Origin of the sequence: Hyphomicrobium sp. DY-1, from assembly GCF_047497105.1 — a bacterium.
Taxonomy (GTDB): Bacteria; Pseudomonadota; Alphaproteobacteria; order Rhizobiales; family Hyphomicrobiaceae; genus Hyphomicrobium_B.
In genome coordinates, this window is sequence record NZ_CP134870.1 from 1,633,943 (window position 1) to 1,653,193 (window position 19,251).

Consider the following 19,251-nt stretch of genomic DNA (forward strand, 5'->3'; position numbering starts at 1 on the left):
ACTCAATGCTGCAAAAGAAGCTCAGCCGAACTCTTATTTCGCCCATTCCTTCCACTTGGCCTCGTTGGCATCGACCCAAGCCGCGGCGACGTCATCCATCGACTTGCCGTCGAGATCGATCTCACCTGACATCTTGTTCAGTTCGTCAGTATCGATCGTGTAGTTTTTGGCGACTTTGTAAGCGACGGGCCATTTATCTTTCAGGCCTTTCCAGGAGTACTTCCAGATTTCGCCGTGCGGCTTGCCGCAATCGTACTTCTTATCCGGGTTCACGCCCCACTTCGGGTCAGTGTAGCAGGCCGGTTCATATTCCGGGAACTGAACCCACTCGCCTTTGTATTTCGCTGGCGCCCAATGCGGTGAATAAATCCAGAGCATGATCGGCGCTTTGCGCTGGTAGGCGGAATCGAGTTCGGCGAACATCGCGCCGTCGGTGCCGGCGTGGACAACAACGAACGGCAGGCCGAGAGCTTCGACGCGCTCGTCGTCAAAACCTTCCCAGGTCACGGGACCGCCGAGATAACGGCCCTTTGGCGCTGTATCGGGCGTCGAGAAGGCTTCGGCGCACTTGGGATCCTTCAGAGCTTTCCAATCAGGAAGGCCGGGGCACTTTTCTTTCATGTACTCCGGGAACCACCACTCTTCCTTGGCTTTGGGACCAAGCTTGCCGAGCCGCTCGGTCTGACCCGTGGCGTCGGACGCCTTCATCGCTTCGCGCGCGGTCGTATCCCAGTATTCGACGCCGATATCGATATCGCCGTTCGTAAGGCCGGTGGTGAGGCTCGAGAGATAATCGGCCGTCGGGTATTCAACGTTGTAGCCGAGTTTGGTGAGAATGCCGCCAAGGATCTTGGCGTTGAGATTGACGCTCGTCCAATCGAACAATGCAATCTTGATTGGATCTTGCGATTCAGGAGCGCCCGCCATGGCTTGGCTAAAACTCGCCAGCGATACGATCGCTGCGCAGGCCCCCCCGGCCAAAACGCGTTTGACGGCAGTGTACATAGATCAGCCTCCAAGCCAAATCAGTTGAGGTCGAATTGCAGAAATCGCGTGCAGTGACTTTCCTGAGAGTGATGATTTTTGAATTATGATACCTATTTCAAAGTGTGTTCAAGGCCAAATTCAGGGCAGTTGGTGCAAATATAAGCAGCACGGGCGCGAATAAATGTTTCATAGAAAGTCGTCGTCTTGCGCCGATTGCGCTACCGCCAAACGCGATCTTTGACGAATAGAATAACCCAAAAAAGAAAGAGAACGCAGATGATTTGCTCTGCGTTCGCTCGATGAAACGCGTTGGCCGGTTATCGATCCTGAAGCGGACTATTGCCGAATGGTCCGCATGAAATTGCGATAAAGCGTTTCGGCATCCGCAGCGAAATTCGCGGTGTGGGGTTTAGCAGCTTCTGCCATGCGCGGCAGTGCGCCAGGTCCATGCGTGCGTTCCAGCGCTTGCGCGTAAGCCGGGATATTTCCCCAGTCGTCGATCGTGTTGTCTTCGATCTCGACGTGATACTGCATGCTCCACGCCGTTTTGCCGACACGCATCGCCTGGCAGGGACAAATGCCCGATTTGGCGAGCACAACAGCGCCTTCAGGCGGCTGCGCAACGCGCACGGAGTGCCACTGAACAGCTTTGAATTCCTTGGGCAGATTGCCGAACACCGGATCACTTTCGGCTTCCGTCGTCAGGGCGACATCGAGAATGCCGATTTCAGGCGGACGTTGCGGTCCGCATGTGCCGCCCAAGGCATCGGCCAGGAGCTGATGTCCGAGGCAAAGCCCCATGAAGGGTTTTTCCAATTCGCGAACCCAGCGGCGGATCGCGCGCTTTTCATCGACAAGCCACGGGCATTCATCGACGTCCCAGACGTCCATCGGGCCGCCCATCACCCAAAGCGCATCGTAGTTTTCAAGCGCGGGAATCGCGGCTCCTTCATCGAGTTCGACGGCATCCCAAGCGATGCCGTCGGCGGCGAAGAATTTGCGAAAGATGCCTGGATGCTCACAAGCGATGTGCTGAAAAACAAGAAAGCGCACGTTTCCCCCTATTCCCTGTTCACGTATGTCATGATCGACCGGCCGACGACACCAGGGCGCAGATATACGATGTAAACTCATCCGTCATCAGCGCTTCGATGCCCCTGGTCATTGGATGCCAGAGCTTTACAGGTCCGAACAAACGCGAAATTCCCCATATATTTCATACATGTCGCATAACCGTCATGGATATGGGGCAATGGTGAGAGGCGCGTTGAAGGGAACTCGATTTCGAAGCTGCTCTGCGGCGCAATTCGATAGCAAGCCGAGGCTCTCATGCTTGATGAAGTCCGTTCCGAAACTGCGGCCGGGTCGGGGATTGCACCACACGCTTCAGCCGACACCCGCATCGGACAGTTCCGGCAGATCCTTATATGGCCGGTCGAGTTGATGCCGCCCAATCCTGAGCCGTCTCATCATGACTTCGCGGCGATCCTTTCGAATCTCGGCCCGGACAATCCGTGGAAAGAGGTCGATGACGAGTTCACGTGCGATCCGAAAGATTTTCAGGAGCGTCACTACAATGAGTTCGTGACCTTCCTGCCGCCGGTCCAGCGCTTCCTTTACGGCGGACGAATTGGCAGATCACCGGGATCGGTGTCATCGGAAAGTCCGGTCAAAACCTTCCGGCGTACCGATGTAGCGGCCGTGCGCGTACAGCTAACGCCCGGCGCGGCCCCGATCGAACTCAAGGTGGCTCACGTCGACTTGTATTTCTTCTTCGAAATCGATGTCGCGATCCTAGCGTTGGAGCTTTATTCCGAAGACATCGGACTCGCCGACGTTCAGGACGTGATGTTCCGACTGGGACGAACGCATCCGGCCTATTGGGAGAAGGACACGGGCGTTGCCGGACATTGTCCAGTGAAGGTCGAATTTCTTTCAAGCCACGGTGACGTTCTGGCCGCCTCGGATTACGGGGATCGCGACAAGTTTCTGGCGCAGGTTTGCGCGAAGCGCGCGGCCCGCGTTGCTGCGCATTGGCAATATCTGCTGCATCCGCTTGTGCCGCATCACTCCGATCACCCGGGTGCGTTGCGCTACAAGCAGCTCGAATATTATCGCATGCCGCAAATGGCGCTTATTGCCGTGAAAGCCGGCAGCGAGCTGACGCGCGCCGATTACGTCCGCCTCGCTTTTGCATCCGGTCCAGGCGACTGCTCGGAGTTGCCATTCTCCCAGCGCCACCTTGAAGACTTCGAGGAGCGGTATTGCTACGATCGATACTTCGGACAGCACAACGAGATCGAGTGGCCGCAGAGCCGCTATATGTCGTGCGGTCATGCCCTTGTCGTGACGGGCAGCGCCGACAACCCGTTCTTCGTCGACCCCAACCATGGCTGCCTCAACAGCTTCCGGCATGAGCACTTCCTTGTCTTTCTGATCGCGCACTTCCACAAGGCTTCGCTGCTGATGTTCTCCGATCATCTGACCGGCGCGATGAGCCGTCTCGATGCCAATAACAAGAGCGCGATTCTGGCGTTCAGAGCGGCATCGCGACGGGCGCTGCAAACCTTCCTCCGGTTCACGCATCGCTACTGGTTTCACTCGGTCAGCAATCAGACGCAGGCACACGATATTTTTGCGCTGTGTCGCCGCCATCTCGATATTGACCGCCTCTACGACGACATTCGACAGGAAATTCAGGAGATGAGCGAGTTCCTTGAAAACGAGGCTATGCGCCGTCAGAGCGATACCGTTACGCGACTGACCGTTGTGACCACGCTCGGACTTGTCGGCACCACCGTCACCGGCTTTCTCGGTATGAACCTGCTCGATTGGGCCAATCAATCGACGCCATGGCGATTGGTGGCATTTTCTGCAGTGCTTGTGCCGACCATCCTGCTGACGCTGATTACAATCGCTAAATCGCGCGCCTTGTCGGACATGATGGAATCGCTGTCCGACGGCTCGGCGAACTGGTTTCCCAGGCTTCGCCGTAAGACGCGCATTTGAAGGGGGAATGTCAGAGGGACGTCGCTTCCATCATCTAGGCGATGGACAAGCGCATCTTTCGCTTAGAGGGGACGACTTCAATATGGTGCCGAAGCAGATTCTTTTGCGCGCATGCTTGTGCCTTGCGGTGCTTCTCAGCATCGCGCCGGCTCACGCCGATGCACCAAAGCACAATGTCATTCTTTTCGTTCCCGACGGCTTGCGGCGGAAGATCGTCACGCCTGAAACGGCGCCGACGTTTGCCGATGTGCGGGACAAGGGCGTAAACTTCGTCAACAGCCACTCGTTGTTTCCGACGTTCACGATGCCAAATTCCAGTGGCATGGCGACAGGACATTACCTCGGCGATACCGGTGTGTTCGGCAACGTCATGTATGCCGGTTTTATCATTCGCTCGGCAAAGTCGGCGCGGTTGTCGTTCATCGAAAGCGATGGCGTTATCGGTGACATCGACGACCACTTCGGCGGCAATTTCATCGACGAAGAGACCATCTTGCACGTTGCCCATCGCTCCGGCTTCAACACGGCCGCAATCGGCAAGATCGGCCCGACGGCCGTATTCGATCACTCCTCGCGCGGTGGCGCCGAAAGCGTCATCATCGACGACGCGACGGGTAGATCGGTCGGAATTCCGCTCGCTCCTTGGGTCAGCGAAGGTCTTAAGGCGTACGGGCTGCCGACCGAAGCTCCAAGCCGTCTGACCAACAAAGACCATGGCGATTTCAAAACACCGGGCACAAAAGACGCCAACATCGTCCAGCAAGGTTATTTCGTGCAGGCATTGACGAAAGTTGTGCTGCCGAAATTCAAGGAGGACGGCAAGCCGTTCGTCATCGTGTTCTGGTCGCGCGATCCGGACGGGACGCAGCACAATCAAGGCGACAGCTTCCTGCGGCTGGAACCGGGCATTAACGGTCCGACGTCGATGGCGGCCATCAGCAATGCTGATTCCAATCTGGCCATGATCCGGCGCACGCTCGATCGGCTCGGGCTCGCTGATACGACAAACATCATCATCTCGTCGGACCACGGCTTCTCGACGATCTCGAAGCAGAGCCAAACGAGCGAAGCTGCGAAGGCCACCTATCCGAATGTGCCGCCTTCGCTGTTGCCGCCTGGGTTCCTCGCAATCGACCTCGCGAAAACGCTCGATATGCCGCTTTATGATCCGGACGACGGCAATGCCAAGGTCTCGGAGGGAACGCATCCGTCCGACGGCAATGGCTATATCGGCAAAGATCCGAACGCTCCGAACGTGATCGTCGCCGCCAATGGCGGTTCGGATCTCATTTACATTCCGAGCGGCGACCGTGCTCTCGTTCAGAAGACGATCGACTCGCTGATGGCGCAAGACTACGTCAGCGGGATTTTCGTTGAGGATGACCTCGGCAGCTTTGCGGGGACACTGCCGCTCAGCGCCGTCAATCTCAAAGGCTCAGCGCTAATGCTCAGACCCTCAATCGTCGTCAACTTCAAGAGCTTCTCGACCGGCTGCTCGGAACCGACCACGTGCGCGGTGGTCGTCTCCGATACCGAATTGCAGCAGGGCCAGGGCATGCACGGCAGCTTCAACCGGGGCGATACCGAGAACTTCATGGCCGCGATCGGCCCTGATTTCAAAGAGGGCTTTGTCGACGAGGCGCCGGCCAGCAATGCCGACATCGGCAAGACGATCATCGCGATCCTTGGACTGCTGCCCACGAGCCATGGAAAATTGGTCGGCAGACCATTGATCGAAGCGTTTCCGAACGGTGCAACGCCGCAGTGGGAGCGCAAGACACTGGGGTCAGCGCCATCGGCTTCAGGCCTGCGTACGATCCTGAATTATCAGGTGGCGGGCGATACGAAATATTTCGACGCCGCCGGCTTTCCCGGACGAACGGTCGGCTTGCATCCGGAGGCGACCATCGCCGAGACCCATAAGTGAACGCATCTGAAGCGCCCGGCCTTGCAAGCCGCGATAGGGTCCGTTTCAGACCGGACTCTGAACTTTCTGATTCAGATCTTATTGGTGACTGCGAGTTCGCGGTTCTGCTCGGCGACGCTCATATCGTTGCCGCGCCAGACGAAGGTGTCTCCCACCCAGCCCTCGACCCAGAGTACAGGCAAAAGCGCATCGCGTAGAAGCCACGTAAATGGCGAATGCCACCGCAGATGCCAGCCCGCAACGTGTGCCAACAAGACTTCGGCACCCAACCAAAGCGACAGCAGCCCAGCGAGCGCCATTAACGGATCAACGTCGAAGGCCGTTGCGGCGACGGCGGCAGCGGCGGCAGGCAGAGTGCAGCCGGAAAGTATTTCCGGCGCATAGAACAAGGGGAACGTTGCACGACGCAGTCGCGCCCAGCGCACTTGCCGATCCCAGACTTGAGCCCTGGTTCGCAGGCCCAGCGGCTGCTCGAACGGGCGATCTACGAGCCGGACGTCAAGACCATGAGAGCGGACGATCTTGGTAGCGGCAGCGTCTTCGGCAATCTCGGCGCCCAACGCTTCGATGCCACCAGCATCGTCGAGGATATCGCGGCGCCAAAGCATCGACTTGCCCTGAGCAAATCCGAATCCGATCGTATCGGCCGCGCTTTGCCAGCGAGCCTGATAGGTGTTGAGGAATGCGCATTCGAGTTCAGCCCAAAAACCGATCGGTCGACTTCCGATGGGCGGCGAACAGACGAGGCCCACACCCGGCGTGAAACTCTGGAACAGATCGTCGAGGTAGTGCGCGGGCATCAGGACATTGTTGTCCGCCAGAACGATCCACCGATGGCGTGCGGCCGCCCATCCTTTGACGATGTTGTTGAGCTTAGGATTGCTGGTTGGCCGATCATCGCCGATCAACAGGCGGGCCTGGATATGCGGGTATTCGACGATCAGCTTGCGAACAAGCGGTACGGCCGCATCATCTTCGCGAGCCGCGCAAAATATAACCTCATAGTCCGCGGCTTTCAGTTCGAATGTCGAACGCAATGTCATTTCATCGAAATGATCGACACCGCAAACCGGACGCACGATGCTGACCGGCTCAACATTTGTCGCACGCGATCGGCTACGTGGCGCCGATACGCGGTAGAGTGTCAAGGCGACCGTCAAAAGGTGGGTGGACACCGCCAAAATGCAGAAGACAAGAGCCGCCGTCGTCACGAGATCGGCCATAGCTCCTCCGTCGACAAGAATGAACCCGCTGCATTTCAAGATTCATTGAAACATTGACGACGGTTGCACGACAACTCTGCGACATCCAATAAGAATGCCCCAAAGTTGTAGCTCATCCACACTTTTGTCGCGTGAACTGCGAACGGTCTGCGCGCTGCGAGATTTATGATTTCGGCGGGCTGGCCATGCGGCGCACGGCAGTGGTCGACAAGTAGGCGCCAACAAAGGCCGCCGCGCAAAGGCCGATCACGCCGGGCAAGCCGTCATTCAAGTTGGCAGCCAAAAGCCCTTCGTAGGCGATCGCCGCGCCGATAACGCCACCGATCGCTGCGATAACAGTGTTGGAAACGCCGCGAAGCGACAAACCGTAGAGAATGCCCACAATCAGGCCCGGATACATCGAAGGCCAGAAATGATCGTCCATAATTCCCCTCCCAAGCTTCACTAGCCTGCAGCTAACACCCGCGCCGCCAGGAAGGGGTTGATACCAGTCAATGACGGCCGGGACGAGATGGCCGCGCAGACGACGTCTGGTCGCGGTTGATCTCAACTCGGAGAAAAGGAGACCGGCAGCGCCGAGTTGGCACCGCCGGCCTCAAGTCCTGTTCGCGGACGCAGCGATCAGGTCCAGGGAGCGAAAAAACATTACGGGTCCGCGCTTCCTAATCCGCCTACAAATCGGGCGATGGGCCGACGGGCGCGAGTTCGGACACGGGATCCGATAACGGTTCATCGCGTGACGCTGCGACGATCAACGAGGGCCTTTCGTTGCCACGAACGCGAGTTCTCGGCTGGTGGCCCGAGAAATCTTGCTCATGCTCTGGTGCAACGATGCGATATCGCTTTTCCGTCATAGCCCGACGCCTCTCGCAGCAGCTGCCCGGCCTCGAAAATGGCGCCGGGCCGATGCGTGCGCGATAGCTGCTCTTTCTGCCAGGAACGGATTGGCGAAGCGGCGTCCCTCAAGGGCGTCGTAAGCTGCTAACGCTGAGTGAAAGAGGTATTCGCGTTCTCCGTCCTCTCGAATGACTAGACCGGCTTGATCGTCTCCAACTTCGATGACGTATGATTTTGACATGTCTTCTTGTTCGCCGGCAGTGGCCAGCGTCCTCTGAATGATTGCGATTGGGGAATAAAAACGCCGTTTTCTGAGCGGTTTTGCGCGCTCAACAGCGGCAGAGACAACAGCTCATCCGACAACCGACGTTCATCGTCGTTTCGTGAGGAGAAAGACAGTCAAAGTTCGTCTGTTTCATAGCGGTCTCCAGTGGCGGAGCCCACGAGTGCGTCGTGGAGCTTAGCGTTTGATGACGCGGCGCAAGTCTCATCGAAATCACCGCGGCGAGCACGCCAATCGTGCCCGCAAGAGCCATAAGACGCTGTTCGGCACGCCGGATCAAATAAGAAGACGTGCATTGCTTAGAACCGTGCTGATGAATAAGCGCCATGCACGGAGCTTGCGACTTTTTTCTACATCACGCTTGGCGTCATAACGCAATGATATTGCGCGGTTTTACCAACCCGTCAGAATGCAGCGCGTTCGCCGGAAATATGGGCTGGCGGTGTTCGCCGTTTGGTGGAATATCGTCCCTGTGGGATACGAGGGATTGCGACAATGAAGATCTGTATGATTGGAGCGGGCTACGTCGGTCTTGTTTCGGCGGCATGCTTTTCCGATTTCGGCTGGACAGTCACCTGCGTCGACAAAGATCCGGACCGGCTGGCAGATCTCAAAGCTGGGCGTTCCCCGATCTATGAACCCGGCCTCGATGATCTCATGGAGCGGAATATCAAGGCCGGGCGCCTGCTATTTACGGAGAAGCTGGGTCCGGCTGTCGCCGACGCCGATGTCGTCTTTCTGGCTGTCGGCACGCCAATGCGCCGGGGCGACGGATACGCCGATCTCTCCTATGTCTTCACGGCCGTCGAAGAAGCAGCGCCGTACCTTCAAGACTTCACTGTCGTGACGACAAAATCGACGGTGCCCGTTGGAACGAGTCGCGAAATCGAACGCCGTCTCAAAGCCAAGCGGCCGGACGCCGATGTGGCTGTCTGCTCCAATCCGGAATTCTTGCGCGAGGGATCGGCGATCCAGGACTTCACGCATCCCGATCGCGTTCTGGTCGGGACCGACGACGAGCGTGCGCGCGAGGTTATGGGACGCCTCTATAAGCCGCTGGCGCTGCGCGGTTCGTCCGTCATGTTCGTCGAACGCGAATCGGCTGAGCTCGCGAAATACGCGGCGAACGCCTTCCTGGCGCTCAAGATCAGCTTCATCAACGAAATTGCCGATCTGTGCGAGAGCGTGGGAGCCGACGTGCAGGAGGTCGCATCGGCTATCGGCAAGGACCGTCGCATTGGCGATAAGTTCCTGCATCCGGGGCCGGGTTATGGCGGGTCCTGCTTCCCGAAAGACGTCTCAGCGTTGATCCGAACTGCGCGGGAATTCAAGGCGCCAATCTCGATCATCGAGCAGGTCGAACGTGTCAATCATGAGCGCAAGCTGGCGATGGCCATCCGTATCGAGGAAGCCGCCGGCGGATCAGTGCGCGGCAAGACGATTGCGGTGCTTGGGCTGACGTTCAAACCCAATACCGACGACATGCGCGATGCGCCGAGCCTTGTCATCGTGCCGATGCTGCAAGAGCGTGGCGCAACGATTAGGGCCTGCGATCCGCAAGGACGCCGCCAAGCGGAGCCTCTGCTTCCAGGCATCACCTGGTGTGAGAACGCGAACGAGGCGGCCGAAGGCGCCGACATCCTGGTGGTCGTCACGGAATGGAACGAGTACCGCGCACTCAATCTTGAGGCCATCAAAGCGCGCATGACCGGCAATACCATCGTTGACCTCAGAAACGCGATCGACGCCGAAACGGCGCGTAGCCTCGGCTTCAATTATTCCGGCATCGGCCGAGGGAACGCCGCAGCCGAGATATCCGAACCGAGGCCGCGACCGCTGTCTGCGGACCTGCATTCGGCGCAAGCCGCAAAATAGGCGCCCCCGGCGTCCGACGCGCCTTGAGTTGCGGATGTCACTCTCTGCGATCGGCTGAGTCATCCTATTGACGCGGCCGGAATTTCGAGAATTTTTGTATTTTTCTCCGCTGTCCATGATCCGATGACGACCTCGCGCAAGCTTCGGGTAGGAAGCTCGCCCCAAAGCGCGAGGGATCTCTTTTCATGGCTGCGACGAAAACCGCCGCTCAGGGTGGCATCGATTTAGGCTTGGGTCAGCGCGATGCCGGCCTGGCTGTCGGCATCGTCGGCATCCTGACCATTCTCTTTCTGCCGCTCCCTGCCTTCATGATGGACCTGGGGCTGGCGCTTTCGATTGCGCTGGCCATTGTCATCTTGATGGTTTCGTTGTGGATACGACGTCCGCTGGAGTTCTCGGCGTTTCCGACGATTCTTCTTATCGCGACGCTGCTGCGATTGTCGCTCAACGTCGCGACGACGCGGCTTATTCTTTCGCAGGGCGCCGAGGGGCCGGGCGCGGCCGGACACGTGATCGCCGGTTTTGCTCAGTTCGTCATGGGCGGAAATTTCGTTATCGGCATCATCGTCTTCATCATTCTGGTAACGGTGAATTTCGTCGTCATCACCAAAGGTGCAACGCGTATCGCCGAAGTCGGCGCGCGTTTCACCCTCGACTCGCTGCCCGGCAAGCAGATGGCCGTCGACGCCGACTTGTCGTCTGGCTCGATCGACGAAAAAGAAGCCATCCGCCGACGCAAGGAACTGGAAGAGGAAAGCCAGTTTTTCGGCGCCATGGACGGCGCTTCGAAGTTCGTGCGCGGTGATGCCATCGCTGGCCTCATCATTACGGCCGTCAATATCTTCGGCGGTATCATCATCGGCATAACGCAACACGACATGCCGTTTGAAAACGCCGTCGACACCTTCGTCAAGTTGTCCGTCGGCGACGGCCTCGTCACGCAGATGCCGGCTCTCATCGTTTCGCTCGCGGCCGGCCTTCTGGTCTCAAAAGGCGCGACACAGGGATCGACAGAAGGCGTCATCGTCAGCCAGCTCGGCAACTATCCGCGCGCGCTGATGGTGGCTGGCGGCGTCATGTCCATCCTCGCGTTGGCGCCAGGTCTGCCGCTGCTGCCGTTTGCAGCCATCGGCGGTCTGCTTACCTTTATCAGCGTGGGGCAGCTACGACAGAAAGCCGCCGCGGAGCGCACTGCGGAGCAGGCGAAAGACGCTGCGCAGGTCCCGTCGGCCGATGAGCAATCGCGTCAGTCCATCCGCGATCAACTTAAGACCACCGAAATCGAGATCTGCTTTGGCAAGCAAATCTCAACGGTTCTTATGCGTCCGACCGGCGACCTGCCGCAGCGCGTCGCCAAGATGCGCCGGAAGTTCGCGAAGCAATATGGGTTCGTCGTTCCGGAAATCCGTCTCTCGGAAGACCTGTCTGTGCCAACGAAAAGCTATCAGATCAAAGTTCACGGCACGGTCGTCGCGAGCGCCGAGCTTCGTCTCGGCGACGTACTTGTCGTCGTCGGCGATGGTCCGAAGCCGGAAGCCCCAGGTGACGAGACGCGCGAACCGGCGTTCGGCATGAAGGCCTTCTGGATTCCGGATATATTCACCAACGCGCTTAAACGCGATGGTTTCGTGCCGGTTGAAAATACATCGGTGTTGCTGACGCACGTGGCGGAAGTCATCCGCAACAGCCTCGCGCAGCTGTTCTCATATCGTGATCTCCGGGCGCTGCTCGAACGCCTCGATCCGGAATATCGCAAGCTGCTCGATGAAATCTGCCCGACGCAAATTTCATATTCCGGCCTGCAGAGCGTTCTTAAAATGCTCCTCGCCGAACGCGTTTCGATCCGGAATCTGCATCTCATCCTCGAAGCCGTCGCAGAGATCGCGCCGTTTACGCGCAAGGCGGAGCAGATTTCCGAGCATGTTCGCATGCGGCTTTCGACACAGATTTGCGGCGATCTCAGCGAAGGCAACTATCTCAAGGTCGTGCGCCTTGGGAACAAATGGGAACTCGCGTTCCATCAGGCATTGAAGCGCGACGCCAAAGGCGAAGTCGTCGAATTCGATATCGAGCCGCGCCTGATCGAGCAATTTGGAACAGATTTGGCTCGCGTCGTGCAGCCGCTCATGGATGCCGGACATCAATTCGTGCTCGTGACCGCCGCCGAAACGCGCCCATATGTTCATACCGTTACCGAGCGCCTCTACGGCACGCTACCCGTTCTTTCGCATTTGGAAATCAGCCGGGGCGTCCAGATCCAGTCGCTCGGCGCGATCTCATGACGGAACTGACACATCAAACACTGCTTGTTCCGTTTGTCGTATTCTGCCGTGTCGGCGCTTGCTTCATGGTCTTGCCCGGCATTTCGAGCGAGCGCATTCCAGTGCAGCTTCGTCTCTTCGCGGCGATTGCTGTCGCGCTTGCGATAACGCCCTTGGTGTTTGATGCGGTCCAGCCGGCCACGACGGAAACGTCCGGCAATCTCCTTTCTCTGATCGGCATCGAAACTCTGACCGGCATTCTTCTGGGCTTCCTTGTGCGCGTTCTATTCTTAGCGCTCGAGTTTGCGGCGACAACGATGGCGAACCTTGCGGGCTATGGCTCGATCTTCTCGCATTCCGTCGACAACAACGATCCCTCATCACCCTTCAGCTCGATGGTGACGATGCCGGCCGTAGCGCTGTTCTTTATTACGGACCAGCACATCAACGTCATTCGCATGCTGCAGAACTCATATGTCGGGCTCAAAGTCGGCACGGCAATTGCCTCGCCCCCCAATCTGCAATTGATCGTCTCGAATATCGATACGGCCTTCCGCCTCACGATTCAGCTCAGCGCGGCACTCGTCGTTTATTCAATCACGGTCAACCTTGCGTTCGGCTTCCTGAACAAGATGGTGCCGCAGATCCCGATCTATTTCGTGTCTACGCCGTTCGTCCTGCTCGGTGGTCTCTTTATTCTTCTGCAGATCGACAAATCCGTATTGGAAATTTTCGCATCTCTCGTCTCTCAAGCTATCCAGAATATCGGTCAATATGGCTAGATCATCGAGCAAAGTACGCCGTCTCGTTGATCTCTTTCGCGATCTCGAGACGACAGAGCGGGCCAAGGTCGGCGAGCTAGCGCGGCAGGTCAACGATTTGCGCTCGGCGCAGGACGCTTTGCTGGCGCGGGTCGCCAATCCGACGCCCGAAACCGAACCGTTCCTGGCGCTCATGTCGCGTAGCATCGGCAATATGGACCGGCGCCTTCAACGCCTCGCGAGGGAGCACGAGGCTGCCGTCCGCCGCTATGCGCAAGCGGCAGGCCGCACCCACGGCGCATCCGAGTTACTTGCCGATGTTCGCGCCGAAGAAGCACGCAAATCCGAACAAAAAGACCTCGAAGCTTTGCTCGAATTCCAGCAATCCCTCGCCGCGCAAGGCCGGTGTAAGTCTCCGCGTTCAACCTGATACCGTCGCACACATTCCAACGATGATTTGATGTCGAGCATCCCACCCGTTTCAGCAGCAGATCAGGCCATTTGGGCCGCGAAGCAGAGCGTTCGGCTGACGTCGGCGAGCAATAGCCAGACTGCGCAGACTGCGACTTCGTCGACCCAAGTTCCGGCGAACGACGCGCGGCAGAAAAAGCTCAAAGAAGTGGGCCAGCAATTCGAGGCGCTCTATCTCCGACAGATGCTTGAGGAATGGCTGCCGAAAGATTCCGAAGCGTTGTTTGGGGAAGGTACTGCGGGTTCGATATGGCGTTCCATGCTGGCAGACCATATGGCGACGACGCTGTCCAAATCGGGAACGATCGGAATTGCTCAAATGATAATGAAGCACGAGCCTGATGGCTCGAAAGGAAAGTAGATATGGGCACGCTCATTGCAGATGATAAAGCCAGCTCTTCTCAGTTCCCGGCTGGCGGCGCGGCCCGCACGAATAACCACGCTCGGGGCGACCGGCGCAATGCGCCACAACATCAGCCGCCGATGCACGATGCTGATGCCGCGCGCGCCGTCGTCTTTGCCGTGCTCAATCGCATCGAAGGGTATCTCGAGGAAGAGACGATCGCCCTCGACAAGGCGCCCAATTTCGATCTCAAGACATCAAACGATCGCAAGAGCCAGGGCCTCGTGGATCTCAATCATGCGATGCGGCGCTTGAAAAGCGACGACGTCAATGAAGATCTCGAATTGCGATTGCAGGTCTTTCGAGGCAAGCTCGCCGTCAATCTTCGGAAGATCCGCCTGCATCTTGATGCCGTAAAAGAAATCACGGCAATGCTGTCCGATGCGATCCAAAACGCCGAATCGGATGGCACATATACGCGCAATATCGGACCGATGCGGAGTAGCCCGTGATCCGATCGCTGGTCCTTGCACTCATCACTTGTCTGTCGACAATCGGCGGCCTTTATGGCGCGATGTCGTGGAAGGCGGCGGCGAAGGCCGCCAGCGCAAACGCCGAGCAAGGCCAATATCAAATGATGCGCACGCGCATGGTCAGCGTGCCGCTGCTGTCGAACGGCGAGGTTCTTGGTTACATCGTAACGCGCCTGCAGTTCCTCGCCGACACAAGTCTCTTGAAGATCAGCACGGTGCAGCCTGAGGCGTTCGTCGCGGACGAAGCTTTCCGACAAATCTACGAGAAAGCGCCGGAAGACATGAAGAGCGGGCGCAAACAAGTGATCAACGAGCTCGCCAATAACGTCGCCGCCGGCGCGAACAAGCGCATGGGGCGCGATGTCGTTAAAGACGTAATGATTGATAGTTGGGCCTATCTCTCCAAACAAGACATGATGAGAAAACTATGACAGCCATTGATACTGATTTCGGCTTCGATGCCGTTTTCCGGAAGTCTGCCGCCGAACTCAAAGTCCGTCTCACGCGCGACGTTGAACTTGGGATTAAACCGCAATCGGTTCGACGGCGCGGCAGTCTCGCCGCGTTCTCGGTTTTTGCCGGGCTTGGCGCGCTTTCGGTTGGCATCTTCATTATCGGCTGCTCGGCTCTTCGGTCCGATTCACCGGAAATCTGGATTCACCGATTGATGGCGCTGGCGATCGTGCAGAGCATCTTGATCGCCGCCGTCTCGATGAAAATTCTGCCGGTTCTCGAGCGCGGCCGTTCGCTGACGAAGGTTAGCGCAACGCCTCGGAGCGCACCGCCCCTCGAGCCGCCTCGCATGTCGCCGACGCCAATGCCGACACCGCCACCCTTGCCGTCGCCTCCCAAAGCGGTTGTTGGCGGCCAACTCGCGGGACGCGAATTTCTGGAATACGACGACGGCTCGATCGAGATCGACACGCTTGTCGGGCGTCGCCGCTTCGCCTCGCTCGACGCTGCGCGGGAATTCGTCGGCGCTTAGCTCAACGAGGCATCGGCCAGCTATCGAAATCGTCAAAATCGCCGGTCGCGTTCTGGCTATCGGCCGTCTGCCCCGTCAACCGCTGGGCGACATCGGCGAGCTTGATCGTCTTCGCGGCGCTTGCGACATCGATTTTCCAGGCGGGCAGCGCGCTTTCAGAAAGGCCGTCCAGAAAATCGGCAATGGCGTCTAGGTTCTGGCAAAGCCGGTCCAGATTTTGCAGTTCGTAAATGGACTGCGAACCGCCGAATGCGCCGGCGACGACGAGATTGCCAATCAAATTCTGAAGATCCGCAGCCGAGCCAGCCAGCATCCGCACTTCGTCGGATGTCGTGCGCAGAACGTCGGGAACGGGCACGTTCACAGACTGCTGGAGTCCGCCGTTGTGGTTGTTCATTTTTATCCCCCAGCTTAGTGCCACTAAAAAAGTTCGAGTTCGCCGGCATTGTCGACGAGCGAGGCAACCGGCAGTTTCGCCGGCCGTTCGATCTCCGTCGGCCCCGTCAGCAGGATTTGCCGCGCGCGGCCGGAAACCGGCCAATACTGAATTCTGCGCCCCTGCGCACCCCCAGTGCTGCCACCGACATAGGTGATGCCTTCGGCCTTGAGAAAGCGCATCGCGAAGTCGGCGTTGTTCTTGCCGATGTCGGAGCGTGATCGCACTGTTCGGGCGCCCCCGAACACCTTGGCTTCGAGGCGTTCGCGTCGTGCGCCGGCTTTCAGCAGTCCGTTCACGAGCAGCTCCATAAGATGGACGCCCATGCGTTCGGCCTGCTGTGTGCTCCCAAGCTCACCCGGCAGCAGAAAGTGATTGATCCCACCGACACCCGCCAGCGGATCGCGAATGCACGCTGCCACACACGATCCAAGGATCGTCGTCACCATGACATTGCGGTCGTCAGTGACGAAGAACTCGCCCTGGATGATGTGGATCCGCTTTTCCGCTGTGGACGCGGTAGTCATGTCAGCTTACCAACCACGGCCTCGATGCAGGTCTTCAATTGCGGGACTGAAAAGGGCTTTGCGAGAAAGTTGTTTAGCCCCCACTTCCTGCCTTCATCAATCAGCGCTTTGTCGCCTTTGCCCGTCACCAGAATGAAGCCAACCTTGCTTGTTGGGGCATGCTGGCGGAGCGCGCGAAGAAGCTGAATGCCGTCGATTTTCGGCATGTTGAAGTCCGAGATAACGAGGTGGCAGGGCGCCGTCATCATCATCTTCAGGCCTTCTTCGCCATCCTTCGCAACCTTGAACGACTTCAATCCGATCTGATCGAGTCCGTCCGTCAGAAGCGCTCGGCTGACCGACGTATCGTCGACAACCAGAATCGATAATTGCTGCATTGCGGGCATAGTGAAGGCCTCCTAGTGATTCTTGTTCTTGGACGTTTCTACAATGATGGCCGAAGCCAATTTATCGAGCGGGAGTTGCCTTTCCACGGCGCCCATTTCAAAGGCGGCTTTGGGCATGCCGTAGACGATGCAGCTGGCCTCGCTTTGTCCGAAGGTCTTTGCGCCTGCCTGGCGCATCGAGAGCAGGCCGGCGGCGCCGTCTTTACCCATGCCGGTCAGGATCACGCCAATTGCGTTGGCTTTGCAGGTCTTCGCAACGGACTGAAAAAGAACGTCGACCGATGGACAGTGACCGTTGACGCGGTCGGCAGTCTTCAACCGGCAGCGAAGATCCGCCGTGATTTCAAGGTGCTGCGTACCGCCCGGTGCAAGGAAAACGTGTCCGGGAAGAAGCTTGGCCCGGTCGGTCGCTTCTTGAACTTTCGGCGCACACTGCCTGTCGAGTCGCATTGCAAAGCTGCGTGTGAACGTCGGCGGCATATGCTGCGTGATGACGGTCGGCGGACAATTTTCAGGAAACTGAGAAAGGAGCGCCATGAGCGCTTCGACGCCGCCCGTCGAAGCACCGATGGCGATGATGCGGCCATCGGGGTGATAGGACTCATGCGGCGCACGGGCATTTGAAGCCTCCGGCGCATGGACGTCCGATTTGACGAGCGGACGGACACGCGCCGACGCTGCGATCTTGACCTTGTACGGAAGCTCTTCGAAGCTGTGCTCGTTGCCGGGACGCGGTTTCTCGATACAATCGACGGCGCCGATTTCGAGCGCCTGGATTGTCTCATCGGCGCCTCGGCCCGTCAACGTCGAGACCATGATCACCGGCATCGGCCGCAGACGCATGATCTTCTCGAGAAAATCGAGTCCGTTCATGTTAGGCATCTCGACATCGAGCGTGATGACGTCAGGATTGAGCGCTTTGATGGCCTGACGCGCCTGAATTGGATCTTCGGCCTGCCCGACGACTTCGATATCGGGATCTTTGGTCAACGCCGTTGCGATTAGCCCTCGCATCGTCGAAGAATCGTCGACCACAAGGACTTTTACCTTCTTCATGACGTCTTGCCGCCTTTCTTACGATAGGTCGTGATGCCGTCAGCCAGCAGCACTGCGGCGGCAGGTCCTGCGACACGCTCGGAATGACCGATGTAAAGGGTGCCATCGTCTCGCAACATCCGCGCCAATCGTCCCCAGATCGCGCTTTGCGTTTCGCGATCGAAATAGATCACGACGTTTCGACAGAAGATCGCGTCGAACGGTCCGTGAAATGGCCACGACCCCATCAGATTGAGTTCGCGGAACGACACGAGAGAGCGTGCTTCCTCTGCGACGCGCATGATGCTGTTATCGCCACCAGGCGCCGCTTCGAGCCACTTGCTCCGAAGGTTCGATGGAATGTCCTGCAGTTCTTCTTTCTGATAGCAGGCCGCCTTACCACGAGCGACGACGTGCGGATTGAGATCCGTCGCCAGAATACGGATATCGAGAGATGCAGCCTCCGGCAGCACGGATAGCACCGTCAGAGCCATCGAATAAGGTTCCTGGCCGCTGGAACAGGCCGCCGACCATAGCCGAACGCGTTTGCCGCGGCGCGCGGCATCGGCCAATGGCGCGATGATTTGGGTGCGGAGATGTTCGAAATGATGGGGTTCGCGGAAGAATCGCGTGACGTTGGTCGTTAGCGCAGCGATCATGCTGTTGCGCTCGTCGTCATTTTCACGGACGGCGGCGCAATAATCGGAAAATGTCGAGATGCCGAGGGCGCGCAGGCGCTTGGCCAGACGCGAATAAACGAGGGTTGCCTTCGACTGCGGCAGGTCGATACCCGCTTCTTCCTTGGCGATGCGTGCGATCTCACGAAAGTTTGCATCTGAAAATGCAAACTCTCCCGTTACGAGCGCGCCCGACGGCGCCGCGGCAGATCCTCGCGGCTCCGGCGTCATGCGGCAGCCTTTTCGCTGATTGGCAGAACACAATCCAACGCCACGATGCTGATCATGCGCCCGTCAACAGGATACACGCCCTTCACAAACGTCTTTGCAAGGCCTGAAGCGATATCCGGTGTCGGCTGCATTGCAGCTTCGGAGACTGTCAGGATATCCGACACGGCGTCAACGAGAAGGCCGATGACCTGCTGATGGACTTGAACGACAATGATGACACTCCGCGGCGTGGGCTCGGTCAGGCCCAGCCCGAAGCGCATCGCGAGATCGACAATCGGCAATACCGCACCGCGCAGATTGATGACGCCGCGAACATAGGGCGGCGCATGGGGCAGCGGCGTGGCCTGCGTCCAGCCCCGAATTTCGCGCACACCCATAATATCGATACAGAATTCCTGATCGCCGACGCGAAACGCGACGAACTCGCGATTGACGTTGTTGGCGGGGGAGCTTGCGTCTTGCAT

The 19,251-nt window shown here is 58.2% G+C and carries 20 protein-coding genes; 10 read left to right on the forward strand and 10 right to left on the reverse strand.

Annotated elements, in window-relative coordinates; translation table 11 throughout:
- Positions 1–33 precede the first annotated feature (33 nt).
- Positions 34–927 carry an ABC transporter substrate-binding protein gene (locus RLW41_RS07705; protein ID WP_244421068.1) on the reverse strand — a complete coding sequence of 298 codons (894 nt, stop codon included), beginning with the start codon at positions 925–927 and terminating at the stop codon, positions 34–36.
- Positions 928–1,323: 396 nt separating this feature from the next.
- Complete coding sequence (locus RLW41_RS07710; RefSeq protein WP_414464123.1) at positions 1,324–2,040, reverse strand: type 1 glutamine amidotransferase; 717 nt, start codon at positions 2,038–2,040, stop codon at positions 1,324–1,326.
- 276 nt (positions 2,041–2,316) lie between these two features.
- Between RLW41_RS07710 and RLW41_RS07715 the strand changes: the two genes are divergently transcribed.
- Complete coding sequence (locus RLW41_RS07715; protein WP_414464124.1) at positions 2,317–3,996, forward strand: CorA family divalent cation transporter; 1,680 nt, start codon at positions 2,317–2,319, stop codon at positions 3,994–3,996.
- 82 nt (positions 3,997–4,078) lie between these two features.
- Positions 4,079–5,923, forward strand: coding sequence for an alkaline phosphatase family protein (locus tag RLW41_RS07720; RefSeq protein ID WP_414464576.1), 1,845 nt, complete (start codon positions 4,079–4,081; stop codon positions 5,921–5,923).
- Positions 5,924–5,994: 71 nt separating this feature from the next.
- Here the strand turns inward: RLW41_RS07720 and RLW41_RS07725 are convergent, their stop codons facing one another.
- On the reverse strand, positions 5,995–7,146 hold the full coding sequence (locus RLW41_RS07725; RefSeq protein WP_414464125.1) for a ceramide glucosyltransferase: 1,152 nt from the start codon (positions 7,144–7,146) through the stop codon (positions 5,995–5,997).
- 163 nt (positions 7,147–7,309) lie between these two features.
- The gene (locus tag RLW41_RS07730) at positions 7,310–7,570 is read right to left on the reverse strand and encodes a hypothetical protein (protein ID WP_409561295.1); all 261 of its coding nucleotides are present in this window, start codon (positions 7,568–7,570) and stop codon (positions 7,310–7,312) included.
- A 1,173-nt stretch (positions 7,571–8,743) separates the two neighbouring features.
- Here RLW41_RS07730 and RLW41_RS07735 point away from each other — a divergent pair.
- The 8 genes from RLW41_RS07735 to RLW41_RS07770 all read left to right on the forward strand — a co-directional run bounded on the left by RLW41_RS07735 (position 8,744) and on the right by RLW41_RS07770 (position 15,495).
- Positions 8,744–10,141, forward strand: a complete 1,398-nt coding sequence (locus RLW41_RS07735) for a UDP-glucose dehydrogenase family protein (RefSeq protein WP_414464577.1) — start codon at positions 8,744–8,746, stop codon at positions 10,139–10,141.
- 185 nt (positions 10,142–10,326) lie between these two features.
- Entirely contained in the window at positions 10,327–12,423 is a 2,097-nt protein-coding gene (gene flhA, locus RLW41_RS07740; RefSeq protein WP_013949896.1) for a flagellar biosynthesis protein FlhA, read from the forward strand.
- Complete coding sequence (locus RLW41_RS07745; protein WP_409561298.1) at positions 12,420–13,184, forward strand: flagellar biosynthetic protein FliR; 765 nt, start codon at positions 12,420–12,422, stop codon at positions 13,182–13,184. The genes flhA and RLW41_RS07745 overlap by 4 nt, the downstream gene beginning before the upstream one ends.
- Positions 13,177–13,593, forward strand: a complete 417-nt coding sequence (locus RLW41_RS07750; RefSeq protein WP_409561299.1) for a hypothetical protein — start codon at positions 13,177–13,179, stop codon at positions 13,591–13,593. Before RLW41_RS07745 ends, RLW41_RS07750 begins: the two co-directional genes overlap by 8 nt.
- 30 nt (positions 13,594–13,623) lie before the next feature.
- The gene (locus tag RLW41_RS07755) at positions 13,624–13,995 is read left to right on the forward strand and encodes a rod-binding protein (protein ID WP_409561300.1); all 372 of its coding nucleotides are present in this window, start codon (positions 13,624–13,626) and stop codon (positions 13,993–13,995) included.
- 2 nt (positions 13,996–13,997) lie between these two features.
- Positions 13,998–14,489: a hypothetical protein gene (locus tag RLW41_RS07760; protein ID WP_414464126.1), complete on the forward strand. Its 492-nt coding sequence runs from the start codon at positions 13,998–14,000 to the stop codon at positions 14,487–14,489.
- Positions 14,486–14,941 (forward strand): flagellar basal body-associated protein FliL, encoded by a 456-nt coding sequence (locus RLW41_RS07765; RefSeq protein WP_414464127.1) that lies wholly within the window; start codon positions 14,486–14,488, stop codon positions 14,939–14,941. Before RLW41_RS07760 ends, RLW41_RS07765 begins: the two co-directional genes overlap by 4 nt.
- Positions 14,938–15,495, forward strand: coding sequence for a hypothetical protein (locus tag RLW41_RS07770; RefSeq protein WP_414464128.1), 558 nt, complete (start codon positions 14,938–14,940; stop codon positions 15,493–15,495). Before RLW41_RS07765 ends, RLW41_RS07770 begins: the two co-directional genes overlap by 4 nt.
- 1 nt (position 15,496) lies before the next feature.
- Here the strand turns inward: RLW41_RS07770 and RLW41_RS07775 are convergent, their stop codons facing one another.
- The 6 genes from RLW41_RS07775 to RLW41_RS07800 are packed head-to-tail and all read right to left on the reverse strand — an operon-like array spanning position 15,497 to position 19,251.
- On the reverse strand, positions 15,497–15,892 hold the full coding sequence (locus tag RLW41_RS07775) for a hypothetical protein (protein WP_414464129.1): 396 nt from the start codon (positions 15,890–15,892) through the stop codon (positions 15,497–15,499).
- A gap of 23 nt (positions 15,893–15,915) precedes the next feature.
- Positions 15,916–16,458 carry a chemotaxis protein CheD gene (locus RLW41_RS07780; protein WP_409561305.1) on the reverse strand — a complete coding sequence of 181 codons (543 nt, stop codon included), beginning with the start codon at positions 16,456–16,458 and terminating at the stop codon, positions 15,916–15,918.
- The gene (locus tag RLW41_RS07785) at positions 16,455–16,844 is read right to left on the reverse strand and encodes a response regulator (protein WP_409561306.1); all 390 of its coding nucleotides are present in this window, start codon (positions 16,842–16,844) and stop codon (positions 16,455–16,457) included. The genes RLW41_RS07780 and RLW41_RS07785 overlap by 4 nt, the downstream gene beginning before the upstream one ends.
- 12 nt (positions 16,845–16,856) lie before the next feature.
- Positions 16,857–17,900, reverse strand: a complete 1,044-nt coding sequence (locus RLW41_RS07790; protein ID WP_409561307.1) for a chemotaxis response regulator protein-glutamate methylesterase — start codon at positions 17,898–17,900, stop codon at positions 16,857–16,859.
- Positions 17,897–18,787 carry a CheR family methyltransferase gene (locus RLW41_RS07795; protein ID WP_409561308.1) on the reverse strand — a complete coding sequence of 297 codons (891 nt, stop codon included), beginning with the start codon at positions 18,785–18,787 and terminating at the stop codon, positions 17,897–17,899. The genes RLW41_RS07790 and RLW41_RS07795 overlap by 4 nt, the downstream gene beginning before the upstream one ends.
- Positions 18,784–19,251 carry a chemotaxis protein CheW gene (locus RLW41_RS07800; RefSeq protein WP_409561309.1) on the reverse strand — a complete coding sequence of 156 codons (468 nt, stop codon included), beginning with the start codon at positions 19,249–19,251 and terminating at the stop codon, positions 18,784–18,786. The genes RLW41_RS07795 and RLW41_RS07800 overlap by 4 nt, the downstream gene beginning before the upstream one ends.

Excerpts from the sequence above, each read along its gene's own strand:
- RLW41_RS07755 (WP_409561300.1), top strand. The coding sequence starts at position 13,624 with ATGTCGAGCATCCCACCCGTTTCAGCAGCAGATCAGGCCATTTGGGCC.
- flhA (WP_013949896.1), top strand. The coding sequence starts at position 10,327 with ATGGCTGCGACGAAAACCGCCGCTCAGGGTGGCATCGATTTAGGCTTG.
- RLW41_RS07705 (WP_244421068.1), bottom strand. The coding sequence starts at position 927 with ATGGCGGGCGCTCCTGAATCGCAAGATCCAATCAAGATTGCATTGTTC.
- RLW41_RS07760 (WP_414464126.1), top strand. The coding sequence starts at position 13,998 with ATGGGCACGCTCATTGCAGATGATAAAGCCAGCTCTTCTCAGTTCCCG.
- RLW41_RS07770 (WP_414464128.1), top strand. The coding sequence starts at position 14,938 with ATGACAGCCATTGATACTGATTTCGGCTTCGATGCCGTTTTCCGGAAG.
- RLW41_RS07800 (WP_409561309.1), bottom strand. The coding sequence starts at position 19,251 with ATGCAAGACGCAAGCTCCCCCGCCAACAACGTCAATCGCGAGTTCGTC.
- RLW41_RS07785 (WP_409561306.1), bottom strand. The coding sequence starts at position 16,844 with ATGCCCGCAATGCAGCAATTATCGATTCTGGTTGTCGACGATACGTCG.
- RLW41_RS07745 (WP_409561298.1), top strand. The coding sequence starts at position 12,420 with ATGACGGAACTGACACATCAAACACTGCTTGTTCCGTTTGTCGTATTC.
- RLW41_RS07715 (WP_414464124.1), top strand. The coding sequence starts at position 2,317 with ATGCTTGATGAAGTCCGTTCCGAAACTGCGGCCGGGTCGGGGATTGCA.
- RLW41_RS07795 (WP_409561308.1), bottom strand. The coding sequence starts at position 18,787 with ATGACGCCGGAGCCGCGAGGATCTGCCGCGGCGCCGTCGGGCGCGCTC.
- RLW41_RS07775 (WP_414464129.1), bottom strand. The coding sequence starts at position 15,892 with ATGAACAACCACAACGGCGGACTCCAGCAGTCTGTGAACGTGCCCGTT.
- RLW41_RS07780 (WP_409561305.1), bottom strand. The coding sequence starts at position 16,458 with ATGACTACCGCGTCCACAGCGGAAAAGCGGATCCACATCATCCAGGGC.
- RLW41_RS07790 (WP_409561307.1), bottom strand. The coding sequence starts at position 17,900 with ATGAAGAAGGTAAAAGTCCTTGTGGTCGACGATTCTTCGACGATGCGA.
- RLW41_RS07730 (WP_409561295.1), bottom strand. The coding sequence starts at position 7,570 with ATGGACGATCATTTCTGGCCTTCGATGTATCCGGGCCTGATTGTGGGC.
- RLW41_RS07750 (WP_409561299.1), top strand. The coding sequence starts at position 13,177 with ATGGCTAGATCATCGAGCAAAGTACGCCGTCTCGTTGATCTCTTTCGC.
- RLW41_RS07720 (WP_414464576.1), top strand. The coding sequence starts at position 4,079 with ATGGTGCCGAAGCAGATTCTTTTGCGCGCATGCTTGTGCCTTGCGGTG.
- RLW41_RS07725 (WP_414464125.1), bottom strand. The coding sequence starts at position 7,146 with ATGGCCGATCTCGTGACGACGGCGGCTCTTGTCTTCTGCATTTTGGCG.